The 23,113-nt window shown below is 69.7% G+C and carries 22 protein-coding genes; 6 read left to right on the top strand and 16 right to left on the bottom strand.

Annotation, left to right across the window (positions count from 1 at the left end):
• The first annotated feature begins 22 nt into the window (after positions 1–22).
• Together ABB55_RS12405 and ABB55_RS12400 are read left to right on the top strand one after the other, a co-directional pair.
• Positions 23–739, top strand: a complete 717-nt coding sequence (locus ABB55_RS12405; RefSeq protein ID WP_083463568.1) for a Crp/Fnr family transcriptional regulator — start codon at positions 23–25, stop codon at positions 737–739.
• Positions 740–790: 51 nt separating this feature from the next.
• Entirely contained in the window at positions 791–2,893 is a 2,103-nt protein-coding gene (locus tag ABB55_RS12400) for an adenylate/guanylate cyclase domain-containing protein (RefSeq protein WP_054359081.1), read from the top strand.
• 8 nt (positions 2,894–2,901) lie between these two features.
• Here the strand turns inward: ABB55_RS12400 and ABB55_RS12395 are convergent, their stop codons facing one another.
• Positions 2,902–3,552, bottom strand: coding sequence for a FecR domain-containing protein (locus ABB55_RS12395; RefSeq protein WP_054359080.1), 651 nt, complete (start codon positions 3,550–3,552; stop codon positions 2,902–2,904).
• 524 nt (positions 3,553–4,076) lie between these two features.
• Between ABB55_RS12395 and ABB55_RS12390 the strand changes: the two genes are divergently transcribed.
• Positions 4,077–4,319, top strand: a complete 243-nt coding sequence (locus ABB55_RS12390; RefSeq protein ID WP_054359079.1) for a hypothetical protein — start codon at positions 4,077–4,079, stop codon at positions 4,317–4,319.
• 200 nt (positions 4,320–4,519) lie between these two features.
• Positions 4,520–5,551, top strand: a complete 1,032-nt coding sequence (locus ABB55_RS12385; protein ID WP_152982024.1) for a hypothetical protein — start codon at positions 4,520–4,522, stop codon at positions 5,549–5,551.
• Positions 5,552–5,730: 179 nt separating this feature from the next.
• Here the strand turns inward: ABB55_RS12385 and dhaK are convergent, their stop codons facing one another.
• From dhaK to ABB55_RS12310, 15 genes are all read right to left on the bottom strand, one after another.
• Complete coding sequence (gene dhaK, locus ABB55_RS12380; protein WP_054359077.1) at positions 5,731–6,720, bottom strand: dihydroxyacetone kinase subunit DhaK; 990 nt, start codon at positions 6,718–6,720, stop codon at positions 5,731–5,733.
• A 34-nt stretch (positions 6,721–6,754) separates the two neighbouring features.
• Positions 6,755–7,180: a hypothetical protein gene (locus tag ABB55_RS12375; RefSeq protein WP_054359076.1), complete on the bottom strand. Its 426-nt coding sequence runs from the start codon at positions 7,178–7,180 to the stop codon at positions 6,755–6,757.
• Positions 7,177–8,826 carry a phosphoenolpyruvate--protein phosphotransferase gene (gene ptsP / locus ABB55_RS12370; protein ID WP_054359075.1) on the bottom strand — a complete coding sequence of 550 codons (1,650 nt, stop codon included), beginning with the start codon at positions 8,824–8,826 and terminating at the stop codon, positions 7,177–7,179. The genes ABB55_RS12375 and ptsP overlap by 4 nt, the downstream gene beginning before the upstream one ends.
• 1 nt (position 8,827) lies before the next feature.
• Entirely contained in the window at positions 8,828–9,118 is a 291-nt protein-coding gene (locus tag ABB55_RS12365; RefSeq protein ID WP_054359074.1) for an HPr family phosphocarrier protein, read from the bottom strand.
• 12 nt (positions 9,119–9,130) lie between these two features.
• The gene (gene dhaM, locus ABB55_RS12360) at positions 9,131–9,523 is read right to left on the bottom strand and encodes a dihydroxyacetone kinase phosphoryl donor subunit DhaM (RefSeq protein ID WP_054359073.1); all 393 of its coding nucleotides are present in this window, start codon (positions 9,521–9,523) and stop codon (positions 9,131–9,133) included.
• Positions 9,520–10,125, bottom strand: coding sequence for a dihydroxyacetone kinase subunit DhaL (dhaL, locus tag ABB55_RS12355; RefSeq protein WP_420848229.1), 606 nt, complete (start codon positions 10,123–10,125; stop codon positions 9,520–9,522). The genes dhaM and dhaL overlap by 4 nt, the downstream gene beginning before the upstream one ends.
• 4 nt (positions 10,126–10,129) lie before the next feature.
• The gene (locus tag ABB55_RS12350; RefSeq protein ID WP_054359072.1) at positions 10,130–11,140 is read right to left on the bottom strand and encodes an ABC transporter ATP-binding protein; all 1,011 of its coding nucleotides are present in this window, start codon (positions 11,138–11,140) and stop codon (positions 10,130–10,132) included.
• Complete coding sequence (locus ABB55_RS12345) at positions 11,133–12,245, bottom strand: ABC transporter ATP-binding protein (protein WP_054359071.1); 1,113 nt, start codon at positions 12,243–12,245, stop codon at positions 11,133–11,135. The genes ABB55_RS12350 and ABB55_RS12345 overlap by 8 nt, the downstream gene beginning before the upstream one ends.
• Positions 12,246–12,256: 11 nt before the next feature.
• On the bottom strand, positions 12,257–12,472 hold the full coding sequence (locus tag ABB55_RS12340) for a hypothetical protein (RefSeq protein WP_054359070.1): 216 nt from the start codon (positions 12,470–12,472) through the stop codon (positions 12,257–12,259).
• Entirely contained in the window at positions 12,469–13,416 is a 948-nt protein-coding gene (locus tag ABB55_RS12335; RefSeq protein ID WP_054359069.1) for a carbohydrate ABC transporter permease, read from the bottom strand. Before ABB55_RS12335 ends, ABB55_RS12340 begins: the two co-directional genes overlap by 4 nt.
• Positions 13,413–14,360 (bottom strand): carbohydrate ABC transporter permease, encoded by a 948-nt coding sequence (locus ABB55_RS12330; protein WP_054359068.1) that lies wholly within the window; start codon positions 14,358–14,360, stop codon positions 13,413–13,415. The genes ABB55_RS12335 and ABB55_RS12330 overlap by 4 nt, the downstream gene beginning before the upstream one ends.
• Positions 14,361–14,757: 397 nt before the next feature.
• Entirely contained in the window at positions 14,758–16,092 is a 1,335-nt protein-coding gene (locus tag ABB55_RS12325; RefSeq protein WP_054359067.1) for an ABC transporter substrate-binding protein, read from the bottom strand.
• Positions 16,093–16,337: 245 nt separating this feature from the next.
• Positions 16,338–17,510: a Gfo/Idh/MocA family protein gene (locus ABB55_RS12320; protein WP_054359066.1), complete on the bottom strand. Its 1,173-nt coding sequence runs from the start codon at positions 17,508–17,510 to the stop codon at positions 16,338–16,340.
• A 153-nt stretch (positions 17,511–17,663) separates the two neighbouring features.
• Positions 17,664–18,728 (bottom strand): sugar phosphate isomerase/epimerase family protein, encoded by a 1,065-nt coding sequence (locus ABB55_RS12315; RefSeq protein WP_054359065.1) that lies wholly within the window; start codon positions 18,726–18,728, stop codon positions 17,664–17,666.
• A 175-nt stretch (positions 18,729–18,903) separates the two neighbouring features.
• Positions 18,904–19,704: a phosphatase PAP2 family protein gene (locus ABB55_RS12310; RefSeq protein WP_054359064.1), complete on the bottom strand. Its 801-nt coding sequence runs from the start codon at positions 19,702–19,704 to the stop codon at positions 18,904–18,906.
• Between the two features lie 164 nt (positions 19,705–19,868).
• On the opposite strand from ABB55_RS12310, the gene ABB55_RS12305 reads away from it, so the two are divergent.
• Positions 19,869–21,398, top strand: a complete 1,530-nt coding sequence (locus ABB55_RS12305) for a glycosyltransferase family 39 protein (protein WP_160321221.1) — start codon at positions 19,869–19,871, stop codon at positions 21,396–21,398.
• 89 nt (positions 21,399–21,487) lie between these two features.
• Positions 21,488–22,897 carry a glucuronate isomerase gene (uxaC, locus tag ABB55_RS12300; protein WP_054359062.1) on the top strand — a complete coding sequence of 470 codons (1,410 nt, stop codon included), beginning with the start codon at positions 21,488–21,490 and terminating at the stop codon, positions 22,895–22,897.
• Positions 22,898–23,113 lie beyond the last annotated feature (216 nt).

The raw sequence follows: 23,113 nt of genomic DNA, 5'->3' as shown, positions 1-23,113 counted from the left end.
CCCGAGGGGGCCGGCCGATCCGATGTCCGCTGCCGATGCTTCGCCACTGATCGCCGCCCTGTCGGCGCAGCCGCTCTTCGCCGGCGCCTCGGCCGACGATCTCGCTGCGGCCGCCCGGCTGTTCCGGCGCCATCGCTACGGCCGCGACGAACTCGTCTTCGCGCGCGGCGATCCGGGCGAGTATCTGATCCTGATCGAGGCCGGCCGCATCCGGCTGTCGGTGATGGCCGCCGACGGCCGCGAACTGTCGCTGCGCATCGCCGGGCCGGGCGCCATCGTCGGCGAGATCGCCGTGCTCGACGGCGGTTCGCGCAGCGCCGATGCGACCGCGCTCGACGCGGTTTCGGCGCAGATCCTGTCGCGCGGCGATTTCGAGCGCCTGTTCGAGACCCGCCCGGGCTTCGCCCGCGGCGTCGTGCGCATGCTGTGCGGGCGGCTGCGCGACACCACCGACCAGCTCGAATCGATCGCCCTCTACCGGATCGAGGCGCGCCTGGCCCGGCTGTTCCTCGGGCTCCTGCGCCAGTCCCACGATCTCGACACCGCCCGCTCGGCGACCCTGCGCCTGGACATCAACCAGACCCATCTCGCCGAAATCGTCGGGGCGAGCCGGCCGAAGGTCAACCGTGCCCTGATCGACCTGGAGGCGGCCGGCGCGATCCGCCGCAACGACGGCGAGATCCTGTGCCGGATCGAGGCGCTGACCGGGATCGCCGAGGCGGAGGATGGAGGCCTGTGATGCGCGCCCCGGCCATCGCCCGACCGAGGCCGGTCCGATGACGGCGGCACCGTGAGGATCGGGCCGCGGGGCCGCGCCGCAACCGCCGGGCTGGCGGCGGGCATCGCCGTGCTGGTGTCGTGGTCGGTCTGGCCCCAGGCGGTCGAGGACGGGCTGTCGACCCCGGCGATCGATGCGCTCTACACGGCCTTTCCGGGCCCGGTGACGCCCGGCGTCGTGGTCGTCGACATCGACCGGGCGAGCTTCGGCCGCCTCGGTCCCTGGCCCTGGCCGCGCGACCGCCTGGCGGCATTGGTCGAGCGGATCGCCGAGGCCGCGCCGCGGGCGCTGGCGATCGACATCCTGCTGTCCGAACCGGACCGCCGATCCCCCGCCGCGCTCGCCCGCGCGCTCGGCGCCGCCACCGGTCGCGACGATCTCGCCCGGCTGGCCGAGGGCCTGCCCGATCCGGATGCCAGCCTGGCCGCGGCGATCGCGCGCGTGCCGACCGTGCTCGGCCTGGTCGCCGCGGCAGAGCCCGGCGGGGCGACGGCCGGACCGCCGATCGTGATCGCCCGTCAGGCGGCGGTCGGCTCGGTCTGGACGGAGCCCGGCGTCGAGGGACCGCTCGCGGTCCTTGCCGCCGGCGCGGCCGGGATCGGCGTCCTGTCGCTGACCGGCGACGAGGCGGACGGGGTGGTGCGCGGCGTGCCGCTGCTCGCGGTCTTCGGCGGACGCGCCTATGCGGGCCTTGCCGCCGAGGCGGCCCGGGTCGCCGAGGGCGCCCGCTCGCATCTCGTCGCCGGCAGCCCGGCCCAGATGGCGATCGGAAGCCGGCGGGTTCCGGTCTCGGCGCGCGGGACGATGGCGCTGCGGCCGACCGACCGGACCGGCCAGGCGGCGACCACGATCTCGGCGGCCGATCTGTTCGATCCCGACCCGGCGCCGGCCCGCGCCCGGCTGGCCGGGGCGATCGTCTTCCTGGGTTCGAGCGCGCCGGAACTCGGCGGCCTCCGGCCGACCCCGGCCGATCCGCTGACGCCGTCGGTGCGCATCCAGGCCGATGCGGCGGGGCAGATCCTGTCCGGGCGCATCCCGGTCCGCGCCGCGGCGGCCGTCGCCTGGGAACGCGCCGCCGCGCTGCTCGCGGCCGTGCTGGCCGTCATCTTGGCGCTGGTCACCGGACCCTGGTTCGGTGCGGCCGCGATGATCGCCGCCGCCGCCGCCTGGGCCGCCGGCGCCGCCACGGCGACCCTGCAGTTCGACCAGATCGTCGACCCGGTCACGCCGCCGGCGGTCGCCCTGATCGCCTTTGCGGCCACCTCGCTGGCCGCCTTCGCCGAGACCCGGCGCCGGGAGGGTGCGCTGCGGCGGCGCTTCGAGCAGCATCTGGCGCCGGATCTGGTCCGGCGCATCGTCGAGAACCCGGATCTCGTCCGCGTCGAGGGCGAGCTGCGGCCGGTGACGGCGCTGTTCACCGATGTCGAGGGCTTCACCAGCCTGACCGAGCGGGCCGCGCCGCGCGCCCTCGTGGCGCTGCTCGATCGCTATTTCGAGGGCATGACGCAGACCGTCGTCGCCCATGGCGGGCTCGTCGACAAGATCGTCGGCGACGCCGTGCATGCGCTCTTCAACGTGCCGGTCGATCAGCCCGACCACGCCGCCCGGGCGGTCGACTGCGCGGAGGCGCTGGCCGCCTTCGCGGCGCGCTTCGCCCGCGAGCCGGACGCCGCCGCGCTTCAGTTTGGGCGGACCCGGATCGGGCTCGAGACCGGGCCGGCGATCGTCGGCGACGTGGGCGGCGGACGGAAGCTCGATTTCACGGCGCACGGCACGGTGGTCAATTCCGCGGCCCGGCTGGAGGCGGCCAACAAGACATTCGGCTCGACGATCTGCGTCGGACCGGCCCTGGTCGCCGCGCTGCCCGCGCGATCCTGGCGCCCGCTCGGCCGGATCACCCTGCGCGGTCTTTCGGCGCCGACGCTGGTCAGCGAGCCCTGGCCGGACGGCACGCCCGCCGGCCTGATTGCCGGCTATGCGGCCGCCTTCGCGAGGGTCGAGGACGACCCGGCCGGTGCGGCGGCGGCCTTCGCGGTGCTGGCGGCGGACCATCCTGGCGACGCGGTTCTGGCCGGCTGGGCGGCTCGGCTCGGCGCCGGCGGTTCAACAGGCTGACGCGTCGCTCAAAGCACGCTCGCCATGGCCTCCGCGATGCGCGGCGCGCCCCAGCGGGCGACCGGGCTCGGCGGACGGCCGGGCGCCGGGATGTCGGTGCCCTCGCCGGCGCTCAGGAGGCGGGTCACGCCCGCCGCCGCGACCGTGACGGCGCCGCGCTCGACGAAGACGCCGAACACCCCGCGGCTCGGGCCGGCGAAGAAGCGCGTGCCGCGCACCGCGATCACGCCATAGGCCGAGCGCATCTTCACGTCGACCTTGGGCGCCTCCTCGGGCCGGTCGAACAGGGTGGCCCCGTCGGCGAGGTCGAGCACGCCGCCCATGTCGGCGATGAAGCGGTCGATCACCAGCCGGCTGCGGGCGCCGAGGCGCACGGTGGTGGCGAGGCCGAGCTTCATGGCGAGCCGCGCCTCGGTCCCGGTCCAGACCATGTCCTGAAGATAGAGATCGGCCGCGGCCGCAAGGCGCCGCTCGGCCGATCCGCCGCGCGCGAAGGCATCCCCGACCACCTCCTGCACGACGCCGATCCGGCCGGCCGTCGCCGCCGATGCCGGACCGACCAGGGTGGCCGATCCCGGGCCGGCGGCCAGCAGGGCTGCGGCGCCGAGTAGATCGCGCCGCGTCAGGGGCGGCCGCGAAAGGCTGTGCGAAGGATCCATAGGCCGCGTCTCCGTGCCGGTCGCGCCGGTGTCCGAGGCCGCACGGTGGCACCGTCTGCCTGAACGGAAGCTGACCGATGCCTGCACGCCCTGTAGCCTTCGCGCCGTACCGTCTCTTTGGACATGCAAAATATCGAATAAATCTCCAAAAGCATCAAACTGAGACGGCAAATTTCGTCTGCATGCGCAAAATGCCTGCACGATGTATCGGTTTTCAAAAATAGCTGGAGAAAACGAGAACGATCGGCCATGATCTGTCGGCTATTTTGGCTCCGACGGCACTTTAAATGCGCTTTCGGGTGGAGCGGAACTTGCCGTTTTGGCATCATCAGGTAGCGCGATATCTGAAAGAGCAAGAAACAATCCGTTCAATGCAGGTTCAGGTTAAGTTTGCGAAACTGAAAAGCATCGAGACCGCAAGAATGTCCGTGATCGATAAGCGCGATCACAATCTATGAAGTCAATATATGCGGTTTCAAATCGAGAAATTCGATCAAAATATCACCCGAACTGGAGTAATTTCGATGAATAAAATCGTCTTCACGGTCATGATCACTATGTTGGCTGCGTCGGGTTTGAGCGTTCGTGCGAGCGAAATCCTGATCAGCGATGGCGCCATGCGGCAGGACCTTGGGCAGAATACGGGCGGCGAGATCAGCCGGACCGTCAATCGCAAGGTGAGCCCTTCTGGTTTCATCATCTATCATCAGCTGAGCAGTCGCTGGACGCGGCACTATCGCAATTCAAGCAGCCCTGCGCCCCGGTAAACGGATGGGCTCGGCACCGCCAGCCGCCGACCGGTTCCGGCCGGTCGGTGAGGGTGCCGATCGCGACGTGACGGAACCCGGATGCCGGTCGATCGGGACGGACGAGTGCGATCCGTTCCGACCTGCCCGACGGGTGTCGCCGCCGCTCGGACGCCGAATGCTCATTTCCTGCCGAACCGGGCGCAGCCATCGGATATGTCATGCCGAAGATTCCTGGCCGTCTCGCCGTCTTGCCTCTGCTCTCCACGCTGCTTGCCTTGTCGACGCAGACTATCGCGGTGGCCGACCCGGTTCGACAACGCGAATTCATCTTGAACGAGCGGATGATCGAACGCCTCGGAACGCCGGCTGCGCCGCCGGCATGCGAACCGCGCACGGTTGTTGCCGATCTGATTCGACAGATCGGTCCATCGGCTACGGTCTATCCAACTGAAAACTATTACTATTTTAATTTCTTTCAAGATGGGAAATCATACTCCGGAAGCTTGCGATTCACGCCGGGCAAGCGTGAAAAAGGCATTCTCGAGTTCGCTTGCTATGAAACCTATGCCAGTTGGCTCCAGTTCGATCGTGACGCCGACTTCTACGCCGACCTTTCGGAAAAAGATGGAGTCCGGCTGACTCCTCGGGAGCATCTGGACTTCGAGTTGGCCGTGGACGGACATGCCACGGTCTTCAAGCTCAACGATGTCGATCAGACGCCGAATCCGGCCAACCTGACCTCCGGCGAACGCTTCGCCGGCCGGGTCTTCGATGAATCCGGCTTGCGGTTCGATCTGATCTACATTCCGGACAGAAAGGTTTTCTTCTTCGTTCTCGACACTCGAACGCCGGTCGCCGAGACATTTGTAACGGTGAGCGAGAATGTTCATCTCGGCCGGCGGACTGGCTTTGTCTTCTACGAAGACAAAATTCAAAAACGGCATATCCTGATCGCGGTCAATTCCGAGGAAACATACAAGAACAGCTGGCTCGACGGACCGTTCGACCAGCTTCCTGAGAACTATTATGAAACCAACGGTTTCTGGAACTATGTCTATGACGCCTATCCGGACCTCAAGGGACGCCTGACCGCGAACGGCACCTTCCTGGACAACGGCAGCATCTTTGCGATGATGCCGTATCGCGTCTACCTTTCGCAGGCGGGTCTTGCCTTCATCAAAACCTGCCAGGAAAGCAACGCCGACCGGACCGACCTTCTGGTCTGCTTGACGAACGGGCACGACAAGTAGCGCGGCCGCCGGCGTCGCAGCACCCGTGTGGCCGGGTTCCGTCCGCCGACCGCCGCCTCATGCCAACGGCCCAGGATGCTGACGCATCGGGCCGTTGAAGTAACGCGAATTTCTCATCTGCATCAGGGGCATGAGAAATTCGCCTATCGAATACCGACGATCATTTCATGACCGCCGCCTCACAGGCCCCAGCGCAGGGCGGCGGTGTGGACGCGGGCATCCCACAGGCGGGCCATCTCGTCATCGAGCCGGGTGACCGTCAGCGAGCAGCCGGCCATGTCGAGCGAGGTGACGTAGTTGCCGACCGCCGAGCGGGCGATGCGCAGGCCGTGCCTGTCCAGCAGGCGGGCGGCGTTGTCGAACATCAGGTAGAGTTCCATGGCCGGCGTGCCGCCGAAGCCGTTGACCAGCAGGAGCACGTCGGAGCCGCCCGCCGCACCGAAATCCTTGACGATGGCGCCGATCATCTCTTCGGCGATGTCGGCGGCCGGGGCCAGTTTGACGCGGCGGCGGCCGGGTTCGCCATGGATGCCGACGCCCATCTCCATCTCGTCCTCGCCGAGCGCGAAGGTCGGCTTGCCGGCGGCCGGCACGGTGCAACTGGTCAGCGCCACGCCCATCGAGCGGGTCGCCTGGTTGACGCGGTCGCCGAGCGCCTTGCAGGCGTCGAGATCGTAGCCGGCCTCGGCGGCGGCGCCGACGATCTTCTCGACCACCATGGTGCCGGCGACGCCGCGCCGGCCGGTCGACCAGGTCGAGCTCTCCACCGCCACGTCGTCGTCGGTCAGGATGCGGGCGACCGGGCCGGACGCCATTTCGGCGGCCATCTCGAAATTCATCACATCGCCCTCGTAGTTCTTGACGATGTAGAGGATGCCGGCGCCGCCATCGACGGCTTCCGCCGCGGCGAGCATCTGGTCCGGGGTCGGCGATGTGAAGACCTGGCCGGGGCAGGCGGCGTCGAGCATGCCCTGGCCGACGAAGCCGGCATGCAGCGGCTCGTGGCCGGAGCCGCCGCCGGAAATCAGCGCCACCTTGCCGCGCGCGGGGAAGCGCCGGCGCACGAACTTGCCCTCGTCGCCGAGCGTCACGATGTCGGCATGGGCGCGCACGAAGCCGGCGAGGCTTTCGGACAGGACGGTATCGACGGCGTTGATCAGCTTCTTCATGGACGTCTCCCTGCTGTTCGCGCCGGCCGGGACCTCAATCCTCGACCAGCTTGGCGATGCGTGCGACGAGATCGTGGATCATGTCGTCCATCGCCTTGTTCTTCTTGGCATCTTCGAAATCGGGCAGGCGCAGCGCCAGGGTCCGGTGGCGGCGCGCCTCGGCCGGCCGGCGCGCGCGGCGCGGATGCGCCTCCTCGTAGGCGGCCAGGAAGCGGGCGCGCTCGGCCGCCGAGAAATGGCAGATCTCCAGGATCGTCTCGACATGGGCGACCGGGATCGGCGTCGGATAGGCCGGATTGGCGATCTGGCTGACGAAGCTCGGGTTGCGCTCCAGCGCCTCGGCGAGGCGCCGGCGCATGCCGGACGGGCGCTTTTCGAGCACCTCGCGCAGCACAGCCTTGTAGGCGGCGACCGCCGGATGGCCGTCCGGGCCCGCAGACGGGGACTCCTGCGCGCTCATGGCCGGATGCCGGTCAGGTGTGTCGCCCGGATCGCCGCCTTGGCGCGCGGCACGGCGGCCGCACCCATCGACAGCGCCCGCAGGCCCGCGGCGAGCAGATGCGGGATCGCGGCCGGATCGCCGCCGGCATCGCCGCACAGGCTGACCGGCAGGCCGCGCGCGGCGGCATCGCGCGCGACGGTCTCGATCACGCGCAGCACCGCCGGAGCGAGCGGGTCGGCCAGCGCCGCCACAGCAGCGGAATCGCGGCCGGCGGCCATCAGATATTGGATCAGATCGTTGGAGCCGATCGAGACGAAGTCGGCGGCGAACAGATCGAGCGTCAGCGCCGCCGCCGGCACCTCGACCATCATGCCGAGCTCGAACCGGCCGGGCGGGGTGCCGGCGGCGGCGAGCGCGGCGGCTTCGCGATCGACCAGCGCCTGCACGGCGGCCATCTCGGCCGGCACGGCGACCATCGGGATCATGATCTTGAGCGGCCCATGCGCGGCGGCGCGCAGCAGGGCGCGCAGCTGGATGCGGAAGACGGCCTCGCGGGCGAGCGAGAGGCGCACGCCGCGCAGGCCGAGGAACGGATTGGCCTCGCCGTCGAGCGTGTAGCCCGGGATCGGCTTGTCGCCGCCGGCATCGAGCGTGCGGATGGTCACCGGCCGTCCGTCCGCCCAGGCGAGGATCGCCCGGTAGGCCTCGAACTGCTCGTCCTCGCCGGGCAGGTCGTCGCCGCCGCGGCCATGGAACAGGAACTCGGTGCGCACCAGCCCGATCCCGTCGCAGAGGGCCGGATCGAGCCCGGCGAGATCGCCGGGGCCGCCGATATTGAGCAGCACCTGGACGGGCGTGCCGCAGGCGGTCGCGGCCGGCTCGAAGGCCTGCGCGCCGGCCGCCCGGTCGCGGTCACGTCCGGCCGACCGGCGGATGTCGAAGGCGGCGCGGTCCGCGGCATCGGGGGCGAGATGCAGGGTCCCGGCCTCGGCATCGAGCAGGGCCTCGGTGCCCTCCGGCGCGTCGATCCCGGCCACGCCGACCAGCATCGGAATGCCGCGCGCGCGGGCCAGGATCGCGACATGGCTGGTCAGGCTGCCCTCGGCCAACGCGATGCCCTGGCCGGGACGCCAGTCGATTTCCAGGAAGCGCGACGGGGCGAGGTCGCGCCCGACCAGGATGGCGTCGTCGGCGAGCGCGCCGGCCGCGCCGGCCGCGCCGGCGAGATGCGCCAGGACGCGCGCCTTCAGGTCTTCCAGGTCGCTGCCGCGGGCGCGGAAATAGTCGTCGTCGGAGGCCCGGTAGCCGGCGATCTCGGCATCGAGCTGGGCCGCGAAGGCCGCCTCAGCGCCCAATCCCTCGGCGAGCGCCGCGAAGACCGGCTCGGTCAGGGCGTCGTCCTCCAGCATGGCGAGCTGGAATTCGAGCATCGCGGCGGCCTCCGCGTCGTCGAGGCCGCCGATCAGGCCGGCGAGGTCGGCCGAGGCCGCGGCCAGCGCGGCCTTCAGCGCCGCGGCCTCCTCGTCGGGCGTGCCGACGGCCCGCGCGGCCGCCGCGCCGGACCCGGGCTCCCGCTCCAGCCGCACGATCCGGCCGGCCGCGAAGCCCGGCGCGGCGGTGCGGCCTTGCAGGACCCGGTTCGGCTGCGCGGACGCGGCGGTCATGTCAGGCGCCTTCCTCGACCTCGGCGAAATCGGATTCGACCAGCCGCACCAGCGCCGCGACGGCCGCCTCGGCATCGCCGCCTTCGGCCCGGAAATGCAGCACGGTGTCCTTCGGCGCCTTGGCGGCCATCACCCGGACGATGCTCTTGGCGTCGATCCAGGGTCCGTCCGCGTTGGTGGCCAGTTCGATGCGCGCCCCGAAGCCCTTGGCGACCTTGGTCAGCTTGACCGAGGGCCGGGCATGCAGGCCGACCTCGTGGAACAGGAGAACAGAGGCGTTTGCCTTGGTCATGAACGGGCCTCCTCAACCCGGCGACAGCTCTTCGGCCGTGCGGCGCACCTCGTCGAGGCTCGCGCCGCCCCAGGCCTCGGTGGCGGCCATCACGGCGCCTTCCACCACGGGCGCATTGCAGACGACGATCCGGTCGCGCCGGTCCTCCGGCATCAGTTCGATCGCCATCTCGCTGTTGGTCTCCGCGCCGCCGAGATCGACCAGGATGGCGACGCCCTTGGGCGACCAGGCCGCATCGATCGCCGCCATGATCTTCTCGACCGAGGTGCCGAGCCCGCCGCCGGGATCGCCGCCGGTCCAGGCGAGCGGAACCTCGGTGCCGACCATCTGCCGCACCATGTCGGCCGTTCCCTTCGCCACGTCGGGCGAATGGGAGACGATGACGATGCCGACCTTGTCGCTCATGCCTTGGTCTCCAGCACGTCGAGGACCGCCTCGATCATGATCACCGACGAGCGCGCGCCCGGGTCCATATGGCCGATCGAGCGTTCGCCCAGGAAGGATGCCCGGCCGCGGATCGCCAGCATGGGCACCGTCGCGGCCGCGCTCTTGGACGCGATTTCGCGGATCTCTGCAAGGCTTGCGCCGGATGACAGGGCTGCGGAAACCGGCACCAGCACGTCCAGCATGGTCTTCTGCCCGGTCTCCGACTTGCCGCGCGCCTTGACGGCGTCGATCGCGGCCGCGAAGGCGCGGGCGACGCCGGCGCGGTCCGGCGCGGCGCCGAGTTCCTTGCCGAGCGTCATGAACAGCGTGCCGTAGAGCGGGCCGGAGGCGCCGCCGACCTTCATGACCAGCGTCATGCCGGCGGTCTTCAGCGCCTCGCCGGGTGCCAGCGCGGCGAGTTTGGCGCGGTCGGCGGCCACCGCCTCCATGCCGCGCTTCATGTTGCTGCCGTGGTCGCCGTCGCCGATCGCCGAATCGAGCGCGGTCAGTTCCTCCGCGGCGGCGATGATGCGGGCGGTCACGGTTTCGAACAGGCGGTCCATCGTGTCTTGCATGGGCATGGCCTCAACCGATGCGCCGGCCGGCGGCATCGAAGCAGAGCGGGTCGGCGAGCGTGATGTCGACGGCGGCATCGCGTTCGAGCGCGGTATCGGGATCGACCAGGGCGACCAGCGAATGGCCGTCGAGGGCGATGTGCAGGTGGCTCTGATCGCCGAGATGCTCGACCCACTTGACCCGGCCGCGCGCCTGGCCGTCGGCCGGGGTGACTCGGATATGCTCGGTGCGCGCGCCGACCGTGCGGGTGCCGGCCGCCAGCCGGTTGGCGGGCAGCAGGTCGGCCGGCAGCAGGTTGATGGCGGGCTGGCCGAGCCGCTGGGCGACATAGGTGTCGACCGGCTGCTCGTAGATCTCGCGCGGACTGCCGACCTGCACCAGCCGTCCGCGATCGATCACGCCGATGCGGGTGGCAAGCGTCATGGCCTCGATCTGGTCGTGGGTGACGTAGAGGATCGTGGCGCCGAGATCCACCTGGATTCGCTTCAGCTCCAGCCGGAGGTCGGCGCGCAGCTTGGCGTCGAGCGAGGAGAGCGGCTCGTCCATCAGGTAGACCGACGGGCGGCGCACCAGGGCGCGGCCGATGGCGACGCGCTGCATCTGGCCGCCGGACAGCTGCGTGGCGCGGTTCTTCAGCTTGTCCTCGATCTGCAGCAGACGGGCAAGCTCCCGCACCGTCGTCTCGATCTCGGCCTCGGGCACGCGCCGGGTCGGCGAGCGCAGCGGGAAGGCGAGGTTGTCGTAGACCGAGAGATGCGGGTAGAGCGAATATTGCTGGAACACGAAGGTCACGTCGCGCGCCGCCGGCGGTTCCGCGGTCACGTCGCGGCCGCCGATGGCGATGCGGCCGGCATCGGGCCGCTCCAGCCCGGCGACGAGGCGCAGCGCGGTGGTCTTGCCGGCCCCGGTCGGGCCGAGCAGGACCAGGAATTCGCCGTCCGCGATGGTCAGCGACAGGTCCTCGACCGCGGCAGTGCGGCCGAATCGCTTGGTGACGCCCTCGAGCCTGATCTCAGCCACGGCGATGCCCCTTCGTCTCGGCGGCGACGGTCCAGGCCGTCCGGAGCGCCCGGCCGGTCGCCTTGTCGAACAGCGACAGCTTCTCGGGCCGGAAGGCGAGGCCGACCGGCGCCCCGACGGTGACGGTCTCGGCAGAGGAGAGCCGCGCCCGCACCGTGCCGGCGCCGGTGCGGAGGGTGACGATCTGGGTGGTGCCGAGATATTCGGCGCCGAACACCTCGCCGCGCAGGCCGCCCTCGTCGACCAGTTGGACCTGTTCGGGGCGCACGCCGAGGACCAGATCCGTGGCGGTGGTGCCGTCGAGCACGGCCGGGATGCCGGCGACGGTCTCGCCGACCTGAACGGTGGTCGCGCCCGGCGCGAGCGGGCCGCGGCAGGGGATCAGGTTCATCGGCGGCGAGCCGATGAAGTCGGCCACGAACAGCGTCGCCGGCCGGCCGTAGATCTGCTGCGGGGTGTCGAATTGCTCGATCACGCCTTTGTTCATGACCGCGATCTTGTCGGCCATCGCCATGGCCTCGAGCTGGTCGTGGGTGACGTAGAGCGTGGTCGCGCCGAGCCGGTCGTGCAGCGCGCGCAATTCGGCGATCATGGCCTCGCGCAATTCGGTGTCGAGCGCGCCGAGCGGCTCGTCCATCAGGAAGGCCTTCGGGTTGCGCACGATGGCGCGGCCGAGGGCAACGCGCTGGCGGTCGCCGCCGGACAGGCCGGAGACCGAGCGGTCGAGCAGATGGCCGATGCGCAGCGTGCGCGCCGCCTCCTCGACCCGGGTCTTGATCTCGGGCTTGGCGACGCCCTGGTTGGCGAGCGGATAGGCGATGTTCTTGCGCACGTTCATGTGCGGATAGAGCGCGAACAGCTGGAACACGAAGGCGATGTCGCGCGCCGACGCCCTGAGTTGGGTCACGTCGTCGCCGTCGAGCCGGATCAGGCCGGAGGAGGGCAGTTCCAGCCCGGCGATCATGCGCAGCGTCGTGGTCTTGCCGCAGCCGGACGGCCCGAGCATGACGAAGAACTCGCCGCTCGCGACCGTAAAGCTCGAATTCTTCACGGCGACGAACTCGCCGAAGGACTTGTGCAGGTTTTCGACACGGATCTCGGCCACGGGCGCGCTCCTCAGGCCGGGAATTTCGATCCGACCACGAACAGCACCGTGCCGGCGAGCGTGACCGCGAAGGAATAGGTGTAGAGGGTCAGCGAGAAGGGCTGCATCAGCATGATCACGCCGGCGACGATCAGGGCGGTGGCCAGGCCCTCGGCGAGGCCGCGCGGCGAGAGCCGGCGCCTTTCGGAGCCCGGAGAGGCGAATTCGGGTTCGTTCAGCCGGCTCATTTCCTGACCGCTCCGAAGGTGATGCCGCGCAGGAGGTGCTTTCTCAGGAGCACCGTGAAGACCACGATCGGGACCAGGAAGATCGCCGTTCCGGCCGCGACGGCGGGCCAGTCCTGGCCGCCCTCGCCGATGATAATCGGGATGAAGGGCGGGGCGGTCTGCGCTTCGCCGGAGGTCAGCAGCACCGCGAAGGCATATTCGTTCCAGGCGAAGATCATGCAGAAGATGGCGGTCGCTGCGATGCCGGTGGCGGCCTGCGGCAGCACGACCTTGCGGAAGGCCTGCAGGCGCGTATAGCCGTCGATCATCGCCGCTTCCTCGTATTCGCGCGGGATCTCGTCGATGAAGCCCTTCAGCAGCCAGACGGCGAGCGAGACGTTGACGGCCGTGTAGAGCAGGATCATGCCGAACTTGGTGTCGGACAGGCCGAGCTCGCGATACATCAGGTAGATCGGGATGGCGACCGCGATCGGCGGCATCATGCGCGTCGACAGGATGAAGAAGAGCAGGTCGTCGGCGAGCGGCACCCGGAAGCGCGAGAAGCCGTAGGCCGCCATGGTGCCGAGCGCGACCGCGAAGAAGGTCGAGCCGAAGGCGATCACGACCGAGTTCCAGAAGCGCGGCACGTAGTTGGACGGCCCGGCGACGACCATGTTGCGCGCCCGGGCGATCTGCTCGCAGGTGCCCGAGGCCGGCGGCAGGGACTTGATATAGTCCTCGGTCTGCCGCGAGCGGGTCGTGAACAGGTTGCAGAAGCCTTCCAGCGACGGCGTGAACACGATCTTGGGCGGATAGGAGATCGAATCCGGCGGCGTCTTCAGCGCCGTCAGGAAGATCCAGACCAGCGGCAGCATGGTGATCAGCGCATAGGCGATGACCAGGCTGCCGGCGATGGCCTTGGTGCGGCCCGTGGGCTCGACGACGGAATGGGCGGACGTGCTCATCGGCTCTTCACCCGGTTGAGCGCCTTCACGTAGATGTTGGCGAGGCCGAAGACGGTGACGAAGAGAATGATCGCGAAGGCGGAGGAATAGCCGGTGCGCCATTTCTCGAAGGCTTCGCGCTTCAACGTGATCGAGGCGACCTCGGTGGTCGAGCCGGGCCCGCCGGAGGTCAGCAGGTTGACCATGTCGAACATCTTGAAGTTCTCGATGCCCCGGAACAGCACGGCCAGCATGATGAAGGGCAGCGCCATGGGCAGCGTGATGGTCCAGAACTGGCGCCAGGGCGAGGCGCGGTCGACTTCGGCGGCCTCGTAGATGTAGTCGGGGATCGAGCGCAGGCCGGCCAGGCAGATGAGGATCACGTAGGGGGTCCACATCCAGGTATCGACGATGACGATCGCCCAGGGCGCCAGCGCGACCGAGCCGAGCATCTCGAAGGAGGACGGCGGCACGCCGGTCACGGCCGAGATGCCGTAGTTGAACAGGCCGATCTGCGGCTGGAACAGAAAGCGCCAGAAATTGCCGACCACGGCCGGCGACAGCATCATCGGCACCAGGATCACGGTGGTCCAGAAGCCGTGGCCGCGGAACTTGCGGTCGATCGCCCAGGCGAGCGAGAAGCCGAGCACGGTCTGGATCAGGATCGTCCAGATGACGAAATGCGCCGTCGCCTGCATCGGCTGCCAGACTTCCGGATCGGTCAGGATCGACACGTAGTTGTCGATGCCGACATCGCGGACCGGCGCATTGGTGCGGTTGGCGCGGAAATTGGTGAAGGACAGCCGGATCGTCCAGATCAGCGGGAAGATGTTGATCGCCAGGAGGAGCACGATCGTCGGCGCGATGAAGATCCATGCGATCGCCCGGTCCGACAGGCCGCGGATGTGCCGGGCGAGGGCGGGCGGCGTGGACGCGGCGGCGCGGTCGATGATGGGCGGGCTCACGGTCTCGGATCCATGGCTCTGACGGGGGGCTCTGGTGAGGGCTCTGACGGGAGCTCGGACGAAGGGGTCGGGGCGCGCGCGGCATTCGAAGCGGCTCCGGGCCGCGGCTCCCGTGAGGGCGGATGGGCCGACGCCATCCGACAGCGGTCAGGCTGCGGCCGAGCTGGCTTCGCGGGGCGAGGCGTTGAGCCTGCTCATCGTCGGGCGTGCCGGCGCCATCCTGTCTGGGGCGGGCGGAAGACCGGCGCCGGTCGTGGCATTCCGGCGCTTCCTGGAATTCGGGCTTCCGGAACCGGCCGCACCGGTCCTTGACCCTGCGTACCGGCACGGTCGTACCGGTTCGGTGGCATCCGCCCGCGACTGGGAGCCCGCGGGCGGAGCCTTGGCTTGGACGGCGTCAGAGCTTGCCGTCGTCCTTGAACACCTTGATCCAATCCTTGACCAGGGCGTCGAGGGCTTCCTTGGCGGTGCCCTTGTCGGCGACGACATATTCGTGGATGCGCTTCTGTTCGGCGAGCAGCAGCTGGGCATAGGACGGGTCGGCCCAGAAGTCCTTGACCTCACCCATCGCCGTCAGGAAGTCGGCCGCGAAGGGCGCGGAGGCCTTGAAGTCCGGCGCGTTGAGCACGCCCTTGTGGCAGGTGTAGCCGCCGAGCGCCCACCACTTCTTCTGCACCTCGAGCGAGGCGAACCACTTGATATACTGCAGCGCCTCGTTCTTGTTGGGCGAGTAGCTGACGACCGAGATGCCCTGGCCGCCGAGCTGCGAGGCGTGGACCTTCTCGCCCGGGTTGACGAAGAAGCCGATCTTGGCGCCGCCGACCTTCTCGTCCTTGTAGAGGCCGGGGAAGAAGGCGAACCAGTTCATCTGCATCGCGACCTGGCCGGACTTGAAGGCGTCGAGGCCTTCCTGCATGTAGGCGTCCGTATAGCCCGGCGGCGTGCAGCACTTGTACAGCGCCTTGTAGAATTCGAGACCCTTGACGGCGTCGGCGCTGTTGACGAAGCCTTCCATGCTGTAGGGCTTCTTCGGATCCTGGTACTGGAAGCCGAAGGTATAGAGCGCGTTGGACACGCCCATCGTGATGCCTTCCGAGCCGCGCTCGGTGAAGATCGCGGCGCCGTAGACCTTCTTGCCGTCGATCTCGCGGCCCTGGAAGAATTCGGCGACTTCCTTCAGCTCGGTCTGCGTCTTCGGCGGGGCGAGGTCGCGGTTGTGCTTCTTCTTGAACTCGGCCTGCAGCTCGGGCTTGGCGAACCAGTCCTTGCGGTAGGTCCAGCCGAGCGCGTCGCCCATGGCCGGCAGCGCCCAGTAGTTCGGCGTGCCCTTCGGCCATTCGGCATAGCCGGCGACCGTCGCCGGCATGAAGTCGTCGATCTTGATGCCTTCCTTGGCGAAGAAGTCGTTCAGCTTGACGTAATGGCCGTTCTCGGCCGAACCGCCGATCCACTGGCTGTCGCCGATCAGCAGGTCGCACAGCTTGCCCTTCGAGTTCAGCTCGTTGAGCATGCGGTCGGCGAAGTTGGGCCAGGGCACGAATTCGAACTTCATGCCGACGCCGGACTTGGCGGTGAAATCCTTGGACAGTTCGACCAGAGCGTTGGCCGGGTCCCAGGCGGCCCAGCACAGCGTGATGGTCTTGCCCTGCGCGGCGGCCGGAGCGGCGGTGAGCGCCGTGGCGACGAGGGTCGTGGCCGCCGCGAGGCCGGCCGACGCCAGAATCTTCCTCATGCGATGTCCTCCCATGTTCGCGTGCCACCGCGCTCCGAAACGGCGAGATCAATCGCCGTTGAGCGAGGAAAAGCACCATCCCGTCGCGCTCAAAGCCAAGATGAGCGCGCGAAATCAGCCTGATTGTGCTGGAGGCGATGGGCCTCCTCCCGGATCGTCCCTCTGATGCGGGGACGTTTAGTTGCGTGTTTAGTGAAACTCAAATCACTAAACTTGGCAAGGGGGAGGAGGCCACCTTCCGTCGATTATACCAGAGGGACCCAGGTCCCGCCGGCCGCGGCGCTTTGCACGGCCGCGGCGACGAAGCGGACGCCGGCGAGACCGTCGGCCACATCGGGGAAGATCACCGCCGGATCGGCGGCGGCGCCGCTCTTCCGGGCCGCGAGCGCGTCGGCGATCTCGCGGTAGATGTTGGCGAAGCCCTCGATATAGCCCTCCGGATGGCCGAACGGGACGCGCGTCAGCCGGCCGGCCTCGGGGCCGGCGCCGTCGCCGCCGCGGGTGATGCGGCGCTTCGGCTCGCCGAAGGGCGTGAACCAGAGATAGTTCGGGTCTTCCTGCGACCATTCCAGCCCGCCGCGGCTGCCATAGACGCGCAGGCGCAGGCCGTTCTCGTTGCCGGGCGCGACCTGGCTCGCCCACAGCATGCCGCGCGCGCCGCCGCGGTAGCGGATCAGCACGCCGACATTGTCGTCGAGCCGCCGGCCGGGCACGAAGGTGGTCAGCTCGGCCAGGATCGCCTCCGCCTCCAGGCCGCTGACGAAGCGGGCGAGGTCGTAGGCATGGGTACCGATGTCGCCGACGCAGCCGCCGGCGCCCGAGCGGGCCGGATCGGTGCGCCAGTCGGCCTGCTTCTGGCCGCCCTGCTCGATCGGCTCGGTCAGCCAGGCCTGCGGATACTCGACCTGCACGACCCGGATGTCGCCGATCGCGCCGGCCGCCACCATGGCGCGGGCCTGCCGGATCAGCGGATAGCCGGTATAGTTGTAGGTGACCGCGAACAGCCGTCCGCTGCTCGCGACCAGGCCGGCCAGGGCCTCGGCTTCGGCGACGGTCGCGGTCAGCGGCTTGTCGCAGATCACGTCGAAACCGGCCTCCAGCGCGGCGCGGGCGACCGGATAGTGCATGTGGTTCGGCGTCACGATCGCGACCGCGTCGATGCGGTCGGGCCGGCCGGCCTCGGCGGCCAGCATGTCCTGGTAGGAGGCATAGGCGCGGTCCTCGGCGATGCCGAGTTCCAGCGCCGAGGCGCGCGCCCGTGCCGGATCGGACGACAGCGCGCCGGCGACCAGGACCCAGCGGTCGTCGAGCCGCGCCGCCATGCGGTGGACCGCGCCGATGAAGGCGCCCTGTCCGCCGCCGACCATGCCGAGACGCAGCCGTCCGCCAATCGCGTCGCCACGACCTTCGATGCTCATGGGATGCTCCGTGGTTCAAGGTTCATGGCAACGGCCCAGGATGCGGACGCATCGGGCCCTTCAAGCAGCGCGAATTTCGCATCTGCGACAGCGGCATGAGAAATTCGCGCGACGAAGACCGGCGGTCATGTCCCATGACCGCCGGTCTCTGGATCAGGCGAGGCCGAGCAGGCGGCGGTTGGCCGCCTCGTCGATGCCGGCGGCGGCGAAATCGTCGAAGGCACGCTCGGTGACGCGGATGATGTGGCCGGCGATGAACGGCGCGCCCTCCGCGGCGCCCTGCTCGGGATGCTTCAGGCAGCATTCCCATTCCAGCACCGCCCAGCCCGAATAGCCGTATTGGGCGAGCTTGGAGAAGATGCCGGAGAAGTCGACCTGGCCGTCGCCGAGCGAGCGGAAGCGGCCGGCGCGGTCGATCCAGGGCTGGTAGCCGCCATAGACGCCGACCCGGCCGGACGGGTTGAACTCGGCATCCTTGACGTGGAAGGCGCGGATGCGCTCGTGGTAGATGTCGATGAAGGCGAGATAGTCGAGCTGCTGCAGCACGAAATGCGACGGATCGTAGTTGATCGCGCAGCGCGGATGGTTGCCGACCCGCTCCAGGAACATCTCGAAGGTCGCGCCGTCGTGGATGTCCTCGCCGGGATGGATCTCGTAGCAGACATCGCAGCCGGCCGCGTCGTAGGCGTCGAGGATCGGGCGCCAGCGGCGGGCCAGTTCGTCGAAGGCGGTCTCGACCAGGCCGGCCGGGCGCTGCGGCCAGGGATAGAGAAACGGCCAGGCGAGCGCGCCCGGGAAGGTGACATGCGAGGTCAGGCCGAGATGGGCGGAGGCGCGCGCGGCCTTCATCATCTGGTCGACGGCCCATTCGGTGCGGGCCTTGGGATTGCCGCGCACGGCCGGCGCCGCGAAGCCGTCGAAGGCCTCGTCATAGGCCGGATGCACGGCGACCAGCTGGCCCTGCAGATGGGTCGACAATTCGGTGATGGCGACGCCGGCCTCGGCGCAGATGCCCTTGACCTCGTCGCAATAGGTCTTCGAGGCGGCGGCCTTGTCGAGATCGAACAGGCGGGCGTCCCAGGTCGGAATCTGGATGCCCTCGTAGCCGTAGTCCGCGGCCCAGCGGACGATGGCGGGCAGGCTGTCGAACGGCGCCGCGTCGCCCGCGAACTGGGCGAGAAAGATCGCGGGCCCCTTGATGGAACCGAGCTTGGTCACGGATATCCTCCCACGCGAGAGAGCCGTCTGATGCGGCTCTTGGCGTTCCGGGCGGCTGCTCCAGCCGCCGGAGGCGGAGGACGCGGGCCGATCCCGAAACGGTCGCGGGACGAAGTCTGTCACGATTGGCAGCGGTGCCGCAACTCCCCGATGCGGATCCCTTGCAGGTCGCGGCTCAGCGATCGGCGCGGAAGCGGGCGGCGACGGCGCGGCCGAAGCGGGCGAGCGTGGCGTCGAGCGCGCGGCCCTGGTCGGGGCTCATGCGCACCAGGAAGAGGTCGCGCATCACGAACATGACGAGCAGCGTCAGGCCCCAGGCGATGACCACGTCGGACAGGAAGTGCGCCCCGAAGGCGACCCGGTTGAGCGAGATCGCCACGGTCCAGACCGCCGCCGCCAGAATGGCGGGCAGCCGCCAGCGGCCGGGGGCCAGCACCGCGAAGGCCATGAACAGAACCGCCGTGGACGCCTCGCCCGAGACGAAGGAACAGTTGGCCGCGCACTGGTCGGCCGGAATCCAGGGCGGCGTGAAATGGGCGCTGCCGCCGAAAAGATCGACGTGATTCGGACGGGCCCGGCCCCAATGCTGCTTCAGGATCAGATTGACGAGCAGGAGCGGACCGGCCAGCAGGCTGGCGCCGAGGAACAGCGGACGCCGGATGTCGACCCCTTGGACCCGGTCGGGGCTGGCGATCTTGAGCAGGATCGGCACCAGGGGGGCCAGCGCCAGCACCCAGGTGGCGGCCCGCCCGGCCTCGCGCAGGACCAGGAGCCAGCCGGACTCCTCGGCTGCAAATCCACGACCCGTCTGATAGAAAAGCGCCGTCACGCCGGTATCGACCGCCGGCATGGCATAGAGCAGGACGGAGACGACCAGAGTGGCCAGCAGCGTGACAAGAACCGGCCTGCCGGCCGCCCGCCGCGGTCCGGTCTTCGCCAAATCGATCCTGTGGCCGCCGTCTTCGGCTATCGTCATGCTGGCTCCGCGTGGGCACGCGTGGTCTGGGAGTTAGCGGTTCGATCGACCCGTCCGGCAAGCCTGGCGTCGATCGTGCCGCTGGGAAGGTCGGCCCGGGACCCTATATGAAGAAGGCTGGCGACAGCCTGACGAATTTCACGAAGGCACCGTCCGAAACGGCCATGCGCACTCTCCTGCTGCTTCTGGCGGCCTCGACCGCGGTCCGGCTGCTGCTGGCCGTCCTGATCGATCCCGGCATCGACGAGGCCTATGCGCGCGCCGTCGCGGAACGGCTGGACTGGTCCTATTTCGACCATCCGCCGCTGACCTTCTGGGTCGTCCATGCCGTGCAGGCGATCGCCGGGCCGGCCGCGCCGGACTGGCTGGTGCGGCTGCCCTTCGTGGCCGCCTTCACGGCGACCGGCGCGATCGCCTACCGGCTGGCGGCACGGCTCGGCGGCGCGGCGGCGGGCATCGCCGCGGTCCTGACGCTGACGCTCGCGCCCTTCTTCCTGGTCTCGGCCGGCAGCTGGATCGTGCCGGACGGGCCGATGCTGCTGTTCGCCGGCCTCGCCGCGCTGGTCCTGGCGCGCATCCTGTTCGACGAGGCCGATCCGGGCCGCGCCGACCGGCTCTGGCTGCTGGCCGGCGCCGCCTTCGGGCTGGCGCTGCTGTCGAAGCTGCATGCCGGGCTGATCGGGGTCGGGGCGCTGCTGTTCCTGCTCGGCTCGCCGCGGCATCGGGGCCTGATCGCGACGCGCGGGCCCTGGCTCGCCGCGGCCGTCGCTCTCGCGGTCTTCGCGCCGGTGATCGGCTGGAATGCGGCGCATGGCTGGGTCTCGTTCGGCTTCCAGGGCGGCCGCGGCGTGCCGACGGGCTGGCATCCGGCTGCGGGCGCCCGGCTCCTCGGCGGGCAGGTGCTCTATCTGCTGCCCTGGACCTTCGCGGGCCTCGCCTGGGCGCTCTGGGGCGGGCTCGCGCGGGCCGGCGCGGACACGCCGCAGCGCTTTCTGGCGTCTCTGGCATGGCCCTGTATCGCGCTCATGACGGTCGCGCCGTTCCTGTCCGGCCAGGGCCTGCCGCATTGGGCGATGCCGGGCTGGTTCTTCGCCGTCCCGCTGCTCGGCGCCCGGATCGCGGCGGCCGCTGCGGCCGGATCGCCCTGGCCGCGCCGCGCCGCGCTGGCCTCGGCCGGGCTCCTGGCCCTGGCCGTGGCGGTCGTGACGCTGGCGCCTGTCGTGCAGACCCGCCTGCCGGCGACGTGGCGCCCGGCCGTCGATCGCGCCTTCGCGGAGGCGCTCGCCTGGCGCGGCCTCGACCGGCTGCTCGAACGGGAGGGCCTCTTGCCCGCGAACGGCTTCGCGGTCGCGACCAGCTGGCGGCAGGGCGGGCGGATCGCCGGCGGGCTGGCCGGGCGCATCCCGGTCACGGTCTTCTCGCCCGACCCGCGGGGCTTCGCCTTCCTGGCGCCGGCCGACGCCCAGATCGGCCGCGACGCGGTGGTGATCGGCACCGGGCCGGGCTTCGCCCGCGACCTCGCGCTGATGAACGGCCTGTTCGAGCGGATCGGCCCGATCCGCGACCTGACCCTGGTCCTGCCGGGCGGGGCGGAACTGCCGGTCCGCGCGGCGTCGGCGACCCGGCTGCGCGTGCCCTATCCCTGGCCCTACGGACGGGCCGGCCGGATTGCCGCCGGCCATTCCGGCCCGTAATCCGGACCGCGGCCGAGACCGGGCTTGATCGCCACCGCAACTCGTATGACAAGTCGCCAACCCGACCGCATGCCTCGGAGGAGAAACCGATGGGCCTCATTCACGAAGACCGCCTGTTCCCGGCGGACCCGACCACCCGCGCGATCGCGCGGCGGCTCTACGAGACCGTGAAGGATCTGCCGATCGTCTCTCCGCACGGCCACACCGATCCGCGCTGGTTCGCCGAGAACGAGCCCTTCCCGGATCCGGCCCGGCTGTTCGTCATCCCGGACCACTATGTGACGCGGATGCTCTACAGCCAGGGCGTCCGGCTCGAGGAACTCGGCATCGCCACCCGCGACGGCAGCCCGACCGAGACCGATCCGCGTCGGATCTGGCGGCGCTTTGCCGAGAACTACCATCTGTTCCGCGGCACGCCGTCGCGGATGTGGCTCGACCATTCCTTCGCGACCCTGTTCGGCCTCGAGACCCGGCTCGGCGCCGATACGGCCGATCTCTACTACGACACCATCGCCGACCATCTCGCACGCGACGACTACCGCCCGCGTGCCCTGTTCGAGCGCTTCAGGATCGAGGTCATCGCCACCACCGAGAGCCCGCTCGACCCGCTGACCTGGCACGGCCAGATCCGCGCGTCGGGCTGGTCCGGCCGGGTGATCACGGCCTACCGGCCGGATCCGGTCTGCGATCCCGACTTCGCCGGCTTCCACGACAATGTCCGCCAGCTCGGCGCACTGACCGGCTGCGACACCGGCACCTGGTCGGGCTATCTGGAGGCGCATCGCCGGCGGCGCGCCTTCTTCAAGAGCTTCGGCGCGACCTCGACCGATCACGGCCATCCGACCGCACGCACCGCCGACCTGTCGCGCGCCGACGCCGAGGCGCTGCATGCCCGGGTCATGGCCGGGGCGGTCTCGGCGCAGGACGCGGAACTGTACCGCGCGCAGTGCCTGACCGAGATGGCCGGCATGAGCCTCGAGGACGGTCTGGTCATGCAGATCCATCCGGGCTCCTGGCGCAACCACAACCCGCTGCTGTTCGACCGGTTCGGTCGCGACATGGGCGCCGACATCCCGAGCCGCACCGACTATGTCGGCGCGCTGAAGCCGCTGCTCGACCGCTACGGCAACGAGCCGGCCCTGACCGTGATCGTGTTCACGCTCGACGAGACCACCTATTCGCGCGAGCTCGCCCCGCTCGCCGGGCACTATCCGGCGCTCCGGATCGGGCCGGCCTGGTGGTTCTTCGACAGCCCCGAGGGCATGAAGCGCTACCGCGAACTGGTCACCGAGACGGCGGGATTCTACAATACCGTCGGCTTCAACGACGACACCCGCGCCTTCACGTCGATCCCGGCCCGTCACGACGTGTCGCGTCGGGTCGATTGCGGCTATCTGGCCGGTCTGGTCGCCAGCCACCGCCTCGACGAGGACGAGGCCTTCGTGGTCGCCCGCGACCTCGCCTACGATCTGGCGCGCAAGGCCTACAAGCTCGATTGAGCCGGTGGGGCGGCGGCCGAAGCGCCGGCGCCGCCCCGGGCCTCGCCCCGAAGCGGCCGCCGCCCCGCGCGCGTCCGGCGCTTCCCGGCCGGCGCTTCCCGGCACGTCGGAATGGTGTTGAAGTCAGATACTTGACTTCCTATGCTCCGTCGCGGAACCACGGTTCGATCGCGCGAGGCCGTCATCCGATGTCAGGCGAAAGCCTGCGATCCCGTG

Origin of the sequence: Prosthecodimorpha hirschii, from assembly GCF_001305515.1 — a bacterium.
Classification (GTDB): Bacteria; Pseudomonadota; Alphaproteobacteria; order Rhizobiales; family Ancalomicrobiaceae; genus Prosthecodimorpha; species Prosthecodimorpha hirschii.
Note: the sequence above shows the minus strand (reverse complement) of the source record. Positions and strands in the feature narration are given on the sequence as shown.